The organism is Gordonia sp. IEGM753 (assembly GCF_050321825.1).
GTDB lineage: Bacteria > Pseudomonadota > Gammaproteobacteria > Pseudomonadales > Pseudomonadaceae > Aquipseudomonas.
The window spans coordinates 170,201-183,018 of record NZ_JBNQGB010000001.1 but is presented as its reverse complement, the minus strand read 5'-3'; the positions used below and the strand labels follow the sequence as shown (position 1 = coordinate 183,018).

Sequence of the window (12,818 nt, the reverse complement as noted above, 5' to 3'; positions counted from 1 at the left end):
TTTATGCGTCGCGCCCTGCTCTTCGCTTGCGCTCTGTTCGCCCTGCCGTTTGCGCAGGCTGGCGAACTTCAACCTTTCTCCGCCAGCTACACCGCCGACTGGAAACAGCTTCCAATGAGCGGCACCGCTGAACGCAGCCTGACCAAAGATGCCAACGGCGTCTGGAAGCTCAGCTTCAAAGCTTCGATGATGATTGCCAGCCTGTCCGAGGAAAGCACCCTGACCCTGGACAAAGACACATTGCTGCCACAGTCCTACCACTTCGAGCGCGGTGGGCTGGGTAAAGCCAAAAAAGCTGATCTGGATTTCGACTGGACCACCAAAATGGTCACCGGCACCGATCGCGGTGACCCGGTCAAACTGCCGCTCAATCGCGGCATGGTCGACAAATCCACTTATCAGTTGGCGCTGCAGCATGACGTCGCCGCCGGCAGGAAAAGCATGAGCTATCAGGTCGTCGATGATGGCGAAGTAGATACTTATGACTTCCGCGTGCTGGGCCCGGAAAAAGTCGACACCAAGGCTGGCCGGATCGACGCGATCAAGGTTGAGCGTGTACGTGACCCGACACAGAGCAAACGCACCACTGTGCTGTGGTTTGCCAAGGACTGGGATTACCTGCTGGTCCGCCTGCAACAAGTTGAAACTGACGGCAAGGAGTACAACATCATGCTCCTCGACGGCACGGTCAACGGCAAGGCTGTCAAAGGCAGCTGATCCGGTTTCACATAAGGAGCCCCGCCAACGCGGGGCTTTTTTTGCCTGATGTCCTTGTAGGCGAGCCATGCGATTGAATGAACAATAGATAACCTGTGGCGAGCGGGCTAGACCGAGAACCGCGCCACCATGGTGTTCAGGTCCACCGCCAGCCGCGAAAGCTCCTGGCTGGCGGCACTGGTCTGATTCGCCCCCGTTGACGTTTGCAGCGCCAGATCACGGATATTCATCAGGTTGCGATCCACCTCCCGCGCTACTGCCGCCTGCTGCTCCGAAGCACTGGCGATGACCATGTTGCGCTCGTTGATCAACGTGAACGCCGAGGCAATGTCCTCCAGCGCAATGCCCGCAGTTTTCGCCACCGCAAGCGTCGAGCGTGCCCGGGTATTGCTGAGTTGCATCGAGCTGACGGCAGAGTCGGTGCCTTGCCGGATGCCCGCGATCATTTCTTCTATTTCCCGGGTCGACTGCTGAGTTCGATAAGCCAGCGCGCGCACCTCATCGGCCACCACGGCAAACCCGCGCCCCGCATCCCCCGCCCTTGCCGCCTCGATGGCCGCATTCAGTGCCAGCAGATTGGTCTGCTCGGCAATCGAGCGAATCACATCCAGCACCTTACTGATGCCGTGAACCCTGTGTGCCAGGTCCTCGACCTGCGACGCATTGGCGGTGACATTGTCAGCCAGCAACTCGATGGACATCACCGTCTGCTGCACTTGCTCGCGGCCATGCCGGGCGATCCGGTCTGACTCCCGAGACGCTTCGGACGTGGCCACTGCATTACTCGCGACCTCCTCAACCGCCGCCGTCATCTGATTGACCGCCGTGGCGGCCTGTTCGATTTCCAGGCTCTGCTGGTGCAAACCACGGGTCGCGTCTTCCGTGACACAACTGAGCTCTTCGGAGGCCGAAGCCAGTTGGTTCGAGGAGTCGGAAATGCGTCGGATCGTGTCGCGCAAATTCTGTTGCATGCTCTTGAGCGCGTGCAGCAGTCGCGCGGGCTCGTCCTTGCCGGTGATGGTGATTTCGCCAGTCAGATCACCGCCAGCCACCACCTCAGCGACGCTCAACGATTGCGACAGCGGTAACACAATGCTGCGCGTCAACAACAGCGCCAGGCCAATGGTAATCAGCGCTGTCAGCGCAATCATCACGCCCACCCAAACCCGCGAACTGCTGAACACCAGGCGCCCCGCTTCGGTCGCCAGGTTGGCGTGGTGCTTGTTCAACTCAACCAATTCTTTAAGCGTGACAGCGATTTCATCCGCCAGCGGACTCATTTCGGCATTGAGAATGGTTGCCGCATCTTCGACACGCCCCTGACTGGAGAGCGTCATCACCTGACTTTGGAACTGCAAGTATTTCTGTTCGTAAGCTTTGAAGCGATCGAACAGCGTACGCTCCTCGGGCAACACGATCAGCGTGTCATAACGCTGTTGTGCCTCTTCGAGCACGCCCTTGAGTTCATTGATCTTGCCGACATTTTGCGCCAGCGCCTGCGGATCGCGATTGAGCAACAAGCGCATGGTCAGCGCGCGCAAACGCAACAGGTCCTGACTCATGTCACCGACCGCCATCACGCTCGGCAGCCAGTTGTTATCAACCTGATCGGACTGCGCGCGCATATTCGACATTTGCAGCAGGGCGAAGGCACCCAATCCAAACACCATCAACGCGAGCAGTCCAAAACCCAACGCCGCACGCGGGGCAATATTGAGATTTCTGATACTCATTGCTTTGGTTCCTTCCAAAAGCGCTGCATCAAACCTGCAGCGGGCTATTTGAAGTTATCGGCCCGTTGAAAATTTGCGTAAGACCAAAACGCACTATCAAACTGCCTGGCTACTTCGATCCCTTAACGCTGACGGCTCAGCGAACACTGCGCGGCAGGATCGCCAGAAAGTTATCCCTCGCGACCTTGCGCGCCACTGATTCCGGCAGGGCATTGAGAAAAGGGTCAAAACTGTGCATTTCCTGACCGAGCTTATTGAAACGTCCTACAACGTCCGAGCCCAGCATGAAGCGCTCCGGGAATCGCTCTACCAACTGCAACCATTCGGCGCGCGGTTTGCCTTGCTCATCCAGCAGATAAGGCGTGAGCATGCTCCATGACAAGTCGATATAGAGGTTGGGGTAAGCCTCCAGCATGCGCGTCAGCGTTGGCAGCAGAAAATCCATTTGGGTCTGGTGCCGATGAATCTCGGCGCTCGTGCCGGCATGCGCCCATATAAACCGCGTATGGGGATGATTACGCAGTGGCTGCTCAACTTCCGACAGGTACAACGGGTTTTTCTCACGCTTGGAAGTGATGTTTGAATGCAGCATTACCGGCAGGTCATTTTCGGCGGCGAGGTGATAGATCCGCGTCATGGCCTCGTTATTTGCCCGCGGTGTGTCGCCGGAGGTCAGCGCCGTAAGGTCATCATGCCGGGTGAACACTTCACCAATCCCCTGCCACAGACCCGGATTCAAATCGAGCATGCGCTGTATGTGCGCAGCCGAGTTTTTGTCATTCGGATTGAACCCGGACAGAAACGGGTGAAAACGCTGGCGCTGCTCAGGTGCAAGTTTATTGATAGCAGCAGCGACGATGACATCGGTCGCGCTGTACCAATACGCGTCAGCGTCATCTCCGGCGTAATAGCGTGGGCGCTTGGGTTCGTCTTCATGCCATTTCTTGGCCACCGGAATACCGGAAATCATCACGTGTTCAATCTGATTGTCGTCCATGGCCTGCAGCAACTTCGGCATGCCAGCCGTTTCCTGGAAAAAATCCACGTAATGCAGGTGCGCATCACTGTAGGCATATTCACGGGCATTGGCGTAACCGCTGGAAAACACCAGCAGCCAGGCAAGACTCAAGCGGGACAGTGGCACAGGCAATCTCCGGAGACAGGAAACGGTAGACCTCGGGGCACTGGCGCCGGTTCAGCCACCCACACAGTGGAACGCGCTGCCGCAGGAATGCTCTATAACTTCAAGGTCCTTTTGATTGAATGACTTTTCCTACTGCCTGCGAGGTTTCCCCATGACTGTCACCGTCAATACCGTTTCCGCCGAAGGTTTTCGCCACAGCGTGCAGATCGACGACCATGAATTATTTGCCGACGTGCCAACCTCAGCAGGTGGCGAAGGCTCGGCGCCAGAACCTCACGACTACTTCGACGCCGCGCTCGGCGCCTGCAAAGCCCTGACACTGAAGATGTACGCGAAGAAGAAAAACATTCCGCTCACTGGGGTCACGGTGGAAGTAAAACGCGATAACAGCGAAGAACAGCAAGGCAAATACGCCCTGCACGTAAAGCTGACGCTAAAAGGCGTGCTCACCGATGCGCAACGCGATGAATTGCACCGCGTGGCCGATCGCTGCCCGATTCACAAACTCATGACGACGACCGACGTCAGCATCGAAACCCACTTGTCTGAAGGCGCGTTCAGCCAATAGCGGCAAGGGCTGCGCAAGCGGGTTATGCTCCACGCATGACCCGCTCAGCCTGGAATGCAACATGAACACGCCACTCGTGATCCGTCCCCGCGCCGAAGATGTAGAAGGCCAACCCATTCTTCGCCCGTTGCCGTCAGCCAAATGCCGCAGCGTCGGGCCCTTCGTATTTTTTGATCACATGCTCGAAACCCGCTATCCGCCGGGAAAAGGCATGAACATCCGACAACATCCGCACATTGGCCTGTCCACCCTCACTTACTTGTTTCAAGGGCAAATCCGGCACAAGGACAGCCTTGGTTCCGATCAGGTAGTTGATGCGGGTGATGTCAGCTGGATGACTGCTGGCAGCGCAATTGCGCACGTTGAGCGCACGCCTGATGCACTGAAGGCGAGCGGATTCACGATGGACGGTTTACAGGTCTGGTTGGCCTCACCCAAGGATCATGAACAGGGACCAGGACACTACAGCCATCACCCGAAGGCTACGTTGCCGGTCAGCGATAATCTTGGGGTGAACATCAGGATGATTGCGGGAACCGGGTTTTGCCTGGAATCGCCAGTGCCGGTGCTCTCGCCCACGTTGTATGCAGAATTACAGATGCAAACGGCGACCACGTTGTTGATACCCGCCGAACACCCGGAGCGCGCTCTGTATGTGCTGCGCGGTGAGGCGCAGCTGGACGGCGAATCGCTTGCGCTGAATACGCTGGTGGTGCTGCCTGAAGACGAACAGATGACGTTATTCGCCGAGAGCGACTGTCATGCCGTGTTGATCGGTGGTGCGCCATTGGACGGTCCGCGTCGCATCAACTGGAATTTCGTCGCGAGCGACCCGGCGGCTATCGATGAAGCACGCCGGCGCTGGGCGGCTGGCGATTGGCCGACGGTGCCGGGCGAAAACGAACGGATTGAATTGCCTTGAGATCTTCGCATTCAGTACCGGCCTTATCGCGAGCAGGCTCGCTCCCACAGGGGGAATGCATTCCAATGTGGGAGCGAGCCCGCTCGCGAAGAGGCCAACCCCGACACCAACAGCGGAATGCATTCCAATATAGGAGCGAGCCTGCTCGCGAAGAGGCCAGCCCCGACACCAACTGCGGAATACATTCCAATGTGGGAGCGAGCCTGCTCGCGAAGAGGCCAGCCCCGACACCAACAGCGGAATACATTCCAATGTGGGAGCGAGCCTGCTCGCGAAGAGGCCAGCCCCGACACCAACAGCGGAATGCATTCCAATGTGGGAGCGAGCCTGCTCGCGAAGAGGCCAGCCCCGACACCAACAAGGGAATGCATTCCAATGTGGGAGCGAGCCTGCTCGCGATAGCGGTGTAACTAGCAGCGATGTAATACGTAGAGAAAGCAGTATCTAGTCTTTAAACACTTCATCCAGCAAGTTATGCATCGACACGAATGCCCGCGCCGCGGTCTTCGCGTCATACATCATCTTGCCTGGCACATTGGCATGCGGGTCAGTGAAAGAATGCACCGCACCGCCGTAGCTCAACAGTTGCCAATCCACACCCGCCGCATTCATTTCATCTTCAAACGCTGGCAGCTGTTCTTTCGGCACCAATGGGTCAGAGGCGCCATGCAACACCAGCACCGAGCCCTTGATGTTTTTGGCATCGCCGGGATTAGGCGTATCGAGCGAGCCATGGAACGAAATCACCGCTTTAACCGGAGCACCGGTGCGAGCCAGTTCCAGCGCGCAGCAACCGCCAAAACAGAAGCCAAACGTTGCCAGTTTCGAGGTATCTACCGCCGCTTCGCCCTGCCCTTGCAACTGTTCGAAAGCTGCCTGCATACGTTTACGCAACACGCCCCGGTCATTTTTCAATGGCATCATCGCCGCGCCAGCCTGATCGCCACTCTGCGGACGAACCGATTGACCGTACAGGTCCGCGATCAACACCACATAACCCTTGGCTGCCACTGATTTGGCAATTTCTTCGGCACCGGCGCTGATACCCATCCAGTTCGGCGCCATCAGCAATCCCGGGCGCGGGCCCTTATGATCGGTATCGAATGCCAGACGGCTTTCATAAGCCTGGCCATCGATCTGGTAGGCGACGGAACGAACAGTAATCTGGCTCATTTCAAACTCCTGGGAATCAAGAATGAAAAAACCCGCCGAAGCGGGTTTTTTTACAACGCAGTTAAACCGACAGTTCAACCAACAGCTTGTTCAGACGGCGCACATAGGCGGCCGGGTCCTTCAAGCTGTCGCCGGCCGCGAGGGCCGCCTGATCGAAGAGGATGTGCGACAGGTCGCCGAAGCGCTCTTCGCTCTGCTCGCTATCGAGTTTCTCGATCAGCGGGTGAGCCGGGTTGAACTCGAAAATTGGCTTCGAATCCGGAACCTTCTGACCGCTGGCTTCAAGAATCTGGCGCATCTGCATGCCCAGGTCCTGCTCGCCAATGGCCAGGATCGCCGGCGAATCGGTCAGGCGGTGCGACACGCGCACTTCAGCAACCGAATCGCCCAGCGCAGCTTTCAGACGCTCAACCAGACCTTCTTTGGACTTGGCGACTTCTTCCGCGGCCTTCTTGTCTTCTTCCGAATCCAGATTGCCGAGGTCCAGGTCACCGCGCGCCACGTCGACAAAGCTCTTGCCGTCGAAATCGCTGAGGTAGCTCATCAGCCACTCGTCAATGCGGTCGGTCAGCAACAGCACTTCGATGCCTTTCTTGCGGAAGACTTCCAGGTGCGGGCTGTTTTTAACCTGTGCGTAGGTTTCGCCGGTCAGGTAGTAGATCTTGTCCTGACCTTCCTTGGCGCGAGCCAGGTATTCAGCCAGACCGACCACTTGCTCGCCATCATCACCGTTGGTCGATGCGAAACGCAGCAGGCCAGCGATCTTCTCTTTGTTGGCGAAGTCTTCTGCCGGGCCTTCTTTCATGACCTGACCGAAATTCTTCCAGAAGCCTTTGTATTGCTCAGGCTCGTTCTTCGCCAGTTTTTCCAGCATGTCCAGAACGCGCTTGGTCAACGCCGACTTCATGGAATCAATGATCGGGTCTTTCTGCAGGATTTCACGCGATACGTTCAGCGACAGGTCGTTGGAATCGACCACGCCTTTGACGAAGCGCAGGTACAGCGGCAGGAACGACTCAGCCTGATCCATAACGAACACGCGCTGCACGTACAGCTTCAGGCCTTTTGGCGCTTCACGCTGGTACAGATCGAATGGAGCACGCGCCGGCACGTAAAGCAGCGAGCTGTATTCCAGCTTGCCTTCAACCTTGTTATGGCTCCAGCTCAGCGGGTTTTCGAAATCGTGAGCGATGTGTTTGTAAAACTCCTGGTACTCCCCGTCTTTGACTTCGGTACGAGGACGAGTCCACAAGGCGCTGGCACGGTTGACGGTTTCCCACTCAACAGCCGGTTTCTCTTCGCCTTCGACAGCTGCCACTTCTTTCGGCAACTCGATTGGCAAGGCGATGTGGTCAGAGTACTTCTTGATGATGTTGCGCAGACGCCAGCCATCGGCGAATTCGTCTTCAGCATCTTTGAGGTGCAAAACGATGCGCGTGCCGCGATCGGCTTTCTCGACAGTGGCAACTTCAAAGTCACCTTCACCCTTCGACGACCAGTGCACGCCTTCGCTGGCAGGTGCGCCGGCACGACGGCTGAACACGTCGACTTTGTCAGCCACGATGAACGCAGAATAGAAGCCCACACCGAACTGGCCGATCAGGTGAGAATCTTTCTTCTGATCGCCCGACAGGTTTTTCATGAAGTCGGCGGTGCCGGATTTAGCGATGGTACCCAGGTGGGTGATCACATCTTCACGGCTCATGCCGATGCCGTTGTCTTCGAGGGTGACGGTTTTGGCGTCTTTGTCGAAGCTAACGCGGATTTTCAGTTCGGCGCCGCCTTCCAGCAGTTCAGGCTTGGACAGGGCTTCGAAACGTAATTTGTCGACAGCGTCAGAGGCGTTCGAGATCAATTCGCGAAGGAAAATTTCCTTGTTGGAATACAGCGAATGGATCATGAGGTGCAGCAGTTGCTTTACCTCGGTCTGGAAGCCCAGGGTTTCCTTTTGAGTTTCCACGCTCATGGTCATCAAACTCCAATTGGATGGCATTGGCCGCGCCCGAAAAGGGTTGGCGGCGGGATGTCATCAAGGTTGGGGCTATGACTCGGATTTCAAGGGGTCATCAATTTTGAAATGTGCGCGGGCGGTGGCAATGGGTTCTGCTTCAGTGCTTTGCCAGGCCGTAATGGCTACGTTGGCGACCCGGCGTCCCTGACGGCACACCTGACACCTGGCCCAGGTGTCGCGAAACTGCCCGGCACGCAGGTAATCCAGTGAGAAGTCGATGATTTTCGGTATCCCCGGCGCGCCGGTGCCAATCAACAAATGCAGGGCCGCCGCCAGCTCCATGAACCCGGCAATGACGCCACCGTGAATGGCCGGCAGTAAAGGGTTACCAATGTTGTCCTTGTTGGCCGGCAAGCGGAACAGCAGCTCATCGCCGCCCCGCGAACACTCGACACCGATCAGCTTGGCGTAGGGAATGATGTCCAGCAGCGCCGTGTAGTCACCTTGCTCATGCGCCTGTTGAATCTGGTCCTTGAAAGCGTCACTCATTTTGCAGCTCCCGCAATCACTCCGCCGAAACCCTTGGTGCCCTTGATTTGCGTGCCCATGCGCATGAATGTGCCGACCACGTGGGCAATCGGCTGCTCGGGATCGTCCTGGTAGGCATAGCCTCGCGCGAAAATCACATCGGTGGTGACGCGGTAGCATTGGGCAAAACCGTAGACATCTTTATGCGGTTCGGCGGCGTGCATGTAATCGATGCGCAAATCGAGCGTCGGGCACACCTCAAATTCCGGCAGCACACACAGGGTGGACATGCCGCAAGCGGTATCCATCAGCGCGGTCAGTGCCCCGCCGTGAATGACACCGGTTTTGGGATTGCCGACGATTTGCGGGCTGTACGGCAAAATAACCGTCAGCCCTTCACTGCTGGCGCTGTGAACGCGCAACCCAAGGACCTGGCAATGGCGCAGTGCTGAGAGAAATCGCGTGGCACGCTCAAAAACGGGGTTTTCAGCCATTTTATAAAAACTCTTCTTAATGTCCGGACATGGCACTAGGCATGTCAGCTAAAAGTTCCTGAAGGAATAATCTTATATATCTGTGCGAATTGAGGAACTTAACGCTGAGGACCATGCTCGAAAGGCCAGTAGATATATTCCATAAGGAGAAACACCCCATGCGTAAGACTTTAGCTATTGCCTTGATGTTGACCGCTTCCCTCGGTCTCGCAGCCTGCGATAAAAAATCCGAGGACAAAGCTCAAGATGCTAACCAACATGCTGAGCAAGCCCAGCAAAAAATGAACGAAGCTCAGGATAAAGTGAACGACGCGGCGAAAGAAAACGCCGAAGCCGCCAAAGATCAGGCTGAATCGAACGAAGCAGCCGCAAAAGAAGCACCTAAAAACTAAGATCGTTTTTAGCGTGACAAAAGGAAACCCGCCAAGAGCGGGTTTTCTTTTGCCTGCGATTTGCACCGTTACAGCAAAATCGTTTTAAAAGTCGGACTAATCATCAGCAGTAAAGAACAGATTAAACCGACCAGCCACACGAGACTCCGCGCCGTTGGCAAGTCACGCCAGTAACACAGCAAGTAAATAACCCGCGCAATCACAAAGATGATCGCCAACAAGTCGATGAGCCAACCGACTGTTTGCGTGGTGTGGGCCATTAACACCCCTACCGCAAACAAGATGAAGGCTTCAATACTGTTTTGATGAGCGGCAAGTGCACGCGCACCGAAGCCTGTTAGTTGAGCCTGTTGCTGACGCGGCAAGTGGTTGTCGTAACCGCCCTGCTCTTTCATCGCTTTGGCCACGGGCAGGCGAGCGACGTAGATCAACAGTGCACTGATAAATACACACCAGAACGGAATACTCATCAAACAGCCTCTTTGTTTGCTTCAGGCAATGGCGCCTCTGTAGGGGTATAGACCATAACGTCGAGAACGTCTGAGTGAAATTCCCGGCGATACAACACCAGCACCACACCGGTACTCAAGAGCATGAACAGCCATGGACTGACGAACCAGGCCAGCATGGTCATGCCGAAGTAATAAGAGCGCAGCCCGAAGTTGAACTGGTTGGCGGCCATCGAAATAACCCTTGCCGCACGGCCGGCGAAGGCTTTGCGCTCCAGCTCGGAAACGTGACGCTCACCCACCATCGGCGCCGAGCCCACCAATATTGCCGCGAAGTTGTATTGGCGCATGCACCAACTGAAGGTGAAGAAGGAATAGACGAATACCATCGCCAGGCACAGCAACTTGATCTCGGACATGCCCTGCGAAGCCTGTTGCACCATCGGGATGTCTGCCAGCAGAGACACTGCACGCTCGGAGGCGCCAAGCACGGTGAGAATGCCCGCCAGGATAATCAGCGTGCTGGACGCGAAGAACGACGCGTTGCGCTCCAGGTTACCGATCACACTGGCGTCGGCGATGCGGTTATCGCGTAACAGCATGCGACGCATCCAGTCTTTGCGGTACAGGTGCAGCACACTGGCCAGGCACGCGGTATCGCGGCCCTTCCAGGTGGCGTAGCGGGTATAGCCACCCCAACAGATGACAAACCATAACGCGGCAAGCAGGTGAATCAGGTTGGCGTGGATGAACGACATGCAATTCCTTGTGATGTAGGTGCGCGGTATCAAACCCCTGTGGGACGGAGCCTGCTTGCGATAGCGGTAGGTCAGTAACCTCTGTGCTGGCTGAAACTCTGCTATGGAGAGCAGGCTCGCTTCCACATGGGATTTGCAGTGTTTCGACGTCAGTTTAAGGAAAAAGACACTGCATGACGCCCATAAAAAATGCCCCATATCGATTGATACGGGGCATTTCTGTTATCGCTCAAGAAGTCGCTTGTGGCGAGCCCTGCTGCTAGTTACGCCAACGCTTCGGCGCGTTTGCCAAGCATGCGGTCGCACACGGCGGCCAACACCAGAGTCATCACCGACGGTACCAGCCACGCCAGACCTTGCTCGCTCAACGGCAGGTGCGACAGTTGCGCCGGCATCCAGTCCGCCAGACCCGCACCCTTGAGGGCGTCGATCAGGCCAAAGATAAACGACACCAGCATCACCGGACCAACGATACGACCCTGTTCACGCCAGAAATCCTTGCAGAAGCTCAAGGCGACCAGCGCAATGCACGGCGGATAAATCGCCGTCAGTACCGGTATCGAAAACGCGATCAGTTTGGTGAGGCCCAGGTTGGACACCAGCAGCGAAAAAGCGGCAAGGATAATCACCAGCGTCTTGTAGGACAGTGGCAATACTCGGCTGAAGTATTCAGCGCAGGCGCACGTCAAACCCACCGCTGTCACCAGACAGGCCAATGAAATCAGCACCGCGAGGAAGCCACTGCCCAATGATCCAAAGGTGTGTTGAACATAGGCGTGCAATACCGCCGCACCGTTCGTAGCACCGGCAGCCACTTCATGGCTGCCCGACCCCAGGCGGAACAGGCTGATGTAAACCAGCGCCAGGCCCACGCCGGCAATCAACCCCGCAATAATCGCGTAACGCGTGATCAGCGCAGGCGACTCGACACCGCGCGAGCGGATGGCGTTGACGATCACAATGCCGAACACCAGTGCCCCCAAGGTATCCATGGTCAGGTAACCACTAATGAAGCCTTGCGAGAACGGCGCGGCTACATATTCCGGAGTCGCCACGCCAATGTCGCCGGCTGGCAATGCGAAGGCTGCGATACCGAGCACGGCCAAGGCAATGATCTTCAGCGGAGCGAGGAAACGTCCTACGGTATCCAGCAAACGGCCCGGATAGAGCGAGATAAAGAACACCAGCAGGAAATACACGGAGCTATAAAGGAACAACGCCAGCGGGCTTTCGCCGGTCAGTGGCGCCAAACCAACTTCGAACGACACGGTTGCGGTACGCGGTGTTGCGAACAATGGGCCCACGGCCAGGTAGCACGCGGCGGCCAGCAAACCACCAGCGATTTTACCGATCGGGCTGCTCAGGGCGTCCATTGCGCCACCGACTTTGGCCAGCGCAACAACGGTGATCACCGGCAAACCGACGGCAGTGATCAGAAAACCCAGCGCCGCCATCCAGACATGAGGCCCGGACTGCAAACCGACGATAGGCGGGAAGATGATGTTGCCAGCCCCGACAAACAGGGCAAACGTCATAAAACCAAGTGCCAGAATGTCCTGGCCTTTCAACACTTTCATTAAGGAAATACCACACTACTGAATCGGAATTTAGAGGGGGATTTCCCTATGGGTGAGGGAAATGCTGTCGGCCCGTATAAGGCTGACCCGTTTAGCGCGTTACTGCCTTGTGGGCAGCGGACGCAAAAATGGCTGCTAGCCTAACGAAATTGGGCGATAAACGCACCGTTAGCGGGCTGACTATCCGATCTACGACATTTTTGTGTCGCGTTTACGTATTAAATTTACTTGAACAGAACCCCGTGGCGAGGGGATTTATCCCGTTGGGTCGCGAGGCGACCCCAAAATGACGTGCAGTACGTCAGGCCCACTACATTGCTGACTTGACGACTGCTACGCAGCCGAACGGGGATAAATCCCCTCACCGCAAAGGCCCAGTACAAACCCCGGAAACGACAAAGGCCACCCGAAG

Annotated in this window: 13 protein-coding genes; 4 read left to right on the top strand and 9 right to left on the bottom strand. The window is 56.6% G+C overall.

The window, feature by feature from the left end; genetic code table 11:
• Positions 1 to 3: 3 nt before the first annotated feature.
• Positions 4 to 717, top strand: a complete 714-nt coding sequence (locus ACQR3R_RS00830) for a DUF3108 domain-containing protein (RefSeq protein WP_428270005.1) — start codon at positions 4 to 6, stop codon at positions 715 to 717.
• A gap of 107 nt (positions 718 to 824) precedes the next feature.
• Here the strand turns inward: ACQR3R_RS00830 and ACQR3R_RS00825 are convergent, their stop codons facing one another.
• Together ACQR3R_RS00825 and ACQR3R_RS00820 are read right to left on the bottom strand one after the other, a co-directional pair.
• Positions 825 to 2,450, bottom strand: a complete 1,626-nt coding sequence (locus ACQR3R_RS00825; RefSeq protein WP_428270004.1) for a methyl-accepting chemotaxis protein — start codon at positions 2,448 to 2,450, stop codon at positions 825 to 827.
• Positions 2,451 to 2,586: 136 nt separating this feature from the next.
• Positions 2,587 to 3,594 (bottom strand): amidohydrolase family protein, encoded by a 1,008-nt coding sequence (locus ACQR3R_RS00820; RefSeq protein ID WP_428270003.1) that lies wholly within the window; start codon positions 3,592 to 3,594, stop codon positions 2,587 to 2,589.
• Between the two features lie 151 nt (positions 3,595 to 3,745).
• Here ACQR3R_RS00820 and ACQR3R_RS00815 point away from each other — a divergent pair, with 151 nt between their 5' ends.
• Both ACQR3R_RS00815 and ACQR3R_RS00810 read left to right on the top strand, forming a co-directional pair.
• Positions 3,746 to 4,162 (top strand): OsmC family protein, encoded by a 417-nt coding sequence (locus ACQR3R_RS00815; protein ID WP_428270002.1) that lies wholly within the window; start codon positions 3,746 to 3,748, stop codon positions 4,160 to 4,162.
• 61 nt (positions 4,163 to 4,223) lie between these two features.
• On the top strand, positions 4,224 to 5,084 hold the full coding sequence (locus ACQR3R_RS00810) for a pirin family protein (RefSeq protein WP_428270001.1): 861 nt from the start codon (positions 4,224 to 4,226) through the stop codon (positions 5,082 to 5,084).
• A gap of 444 nt (positions 5,085 to 5,528) precedes the next feature.
• Here ACQR3R_RS00810 and ACQR3R_RS00805 read toward each other — a convergent pair whose 3' ends face one another.
• The 4 genes from ACQR3R_RS00805 to ACQR3R_RS00790 form a co-directional block, all read right to left on the bottom strand.
• Positions 5,529 to 6,257, bottom strand: a complete 729-nt coding sequence (locus ACQR3R_RS00805) for a dienelactone hydrolase family protein (RefSeq protein ID WP_428270000.1) — start codon at positions 6,255 to 6,257, stop codon at positions 5,529 to 5,531.
• Between the two features lie 61 nt (positions 6,258 to 6,318).
• The gene (htpG, locus tag ACQR3R_RS00800; RefSeq protein ID WP_428269999.1) at positions 6,319 to 8,223 is read right to left on the bottom strand and encodes a molecular chaperone HtpG; all 1,905 of its coding nucleotides are present in this window, start codon (positions 8,221 to 8,223) and stop codon (positions 6,319 to 6,321) included.
• Positions 8,224 to 8,298: 75 nt separating this feature from the next.
• Entirely contained in the window at positions 8,299 to 8,757 is a 459-nt protein-coding gene (locus ACQR3R_RS00795) for a hotdog domain-containing protein (RefSeq protein ID WP_428269998.1), read from the bottom strand.
• A complete protein-coding gene (locus tag ACQR3R_RS00790) occupies positions 8,754 to 9,230 on the bottom strand; it encodes a hotdog fold thioesterase (protein WP_428269997.1) in 477 nt (158 codons plus the stop codon). Before ACQR3R_RS00790 ends, ACQR3R_RS00795 begins: the two co-directional genes overlap by 4 nt.
• Positions 9,231 to 9,388: 158 nt before the next feature.
• Between ACQR3R_RS00790 and ACQR3R_RS00785 the strand changes: the two genes are divergently transcribed.
• Positions 9,389 to 9,622 carry a hypothetical protein gene (locus tag ACQR3R_RS00785; protein ID WP_428269996.1) on the top strand — a complete coding sequence of 78 codons (234 nt, stop codon included), beginning with the start codon at positions 9,389 to 9,391 and terminating at the stop codon, positions 9,620 to 9,622.
• A 68-nt stretch (positions 9,623 to 9,690) separates the two neighbouring features.
• On the opposite strand, the gene ACQR3R_RS00780 is transcribed toward ACQR3R_RS00785, so the two are convergent.
• The 3 genes from ACQR3R_RS00780 to brnQ all read right to left on the bottom strand — a co-directional run bounded on the left by ACQR3R_RS00780 (position 9,691) and on the right by brnQ (position 12,406).
• Entirely contained in the window at positions 9,691 to 10,092 is a 402-nt protein-coding gene (locus ACQR3R_RS00780) for an MAPEG family protein (protein ID WP_428269995.1), read from the bottom strand.
• Positions 10,092 to 10,829, bottom strand: coding sequence for a DUF599 family protein (locus ACQR3R_RS00775; RefSeq protein WP_428269994.1), 738 nt, complete (start codon positions 10,827 to 10,829; stop codon positions 10,092 to 10,094). The genes ACQR3R_RS00780 and ACQR3R_RS00775 overlap by 1 nt, the downstream gene beginning before the upstream one ends.
• Positions 10,830 to 11,092: 263 nt before the next feature.
• The gene (gene brnQ, locus ACQR3R_RS00770; RefSeq protein ID WP_428269993.1) at positions 11,093 to 12,406 is read right to left on the bottom strand and encodes a branched-chain amino acid transport system II carrier protein; all 1,314 of its coding nucleotides are present in this window, start codon (positions 12,404 to 12,406) and stop codon (positions 11,093 to 11,095) included.
• Positions 12,407 to 12,818 lie beyond the last annotated feature (412 nt).

Coding starts and splice junctions, on each gene's coding strand:
- ACQR3R_RS00790 (WP_428269997.1), bottom strand. CDS start 9,230: ATGGCTGAAAACCCCGTTTTTGAGCGTGCCACGCGATTTCTCTCAGCA.
- ACQR3R_RS00825 (WP_428270004.1), bottom strand. CDS start 2,450: ATGAGTATCAGAAATCTCAATATTGCCCCGCGTGCGGCGTTGGGTTTT.
- ACQR3R_RS00815 (WP_428270002.1), top strand. CDS start 3,746: ATGACTGTCACCGTCAATACCGTTTCCGCCGAAGGTTTTCGCCACAGC.
- ACQR3R_RS00780 (WP_428269995.1), bottom strand. CDS start 10,092: ATGAGTATTCCGTTCTGGTGTGTATTTATCAGTGCACTGTTGATCTAC.
- ACQR3R_RS00785 (WP_428269996.1), top strand. CDS start 9,389: ATGCGTAAGACTTTAGCTATTGCCTTGATGTTGACCGCTTCCCTCGGT.
- ACQR3R_RS00795 (WP_428269998.1), bottom strand. CDS start 8,757: ATGAGTGACGCTTTCAAGGACCAGATTCAACAGGCGCATGAGCAAGGT.
- ACQR3R_RS00810 (WP_428270001.1), top strand. CDS start 4,224: ATGAACACGCCACTCGTGATCCGTCCCCGCGCCGAAGATGTAGAAGGC.
- htpG (WP_428269999.1), bottom strand. CDS start 8,223: ATGAGCGTGGAAACTCAAAAGGAAACCCTGGGCTTCCAGACCGAGGTA.
- ACQR3R_RS00775 (WP_428269994.1), bottom strand. CDS start 10,829: ATGTCGTTCATCCACGCCAACCTGATTCACCTGCTTGCCGCGTTATGG.
- brnQ (WP_428269993.1), bottom strand. CDS start 12,406: ATGAAAGTGTTGAAAGGCCAGGACATTCTGGCACTTGGTTTTATGACG.
- ACQR3R_RS00805 (WP_428270000.1), bottom strand. CDS start 6,257: ATGAGCCAGATTACTGTTCGTTCCGTCGCCTACCAGATCGATGGCCAG.
- ACQR3R_RS00830 (WP_428270005.1), top strand. CDS start 4: ATGCGTCGCGCCCTGCTCTTCGCTTGCGCTCTGTTCGCCCTGCCGTTT.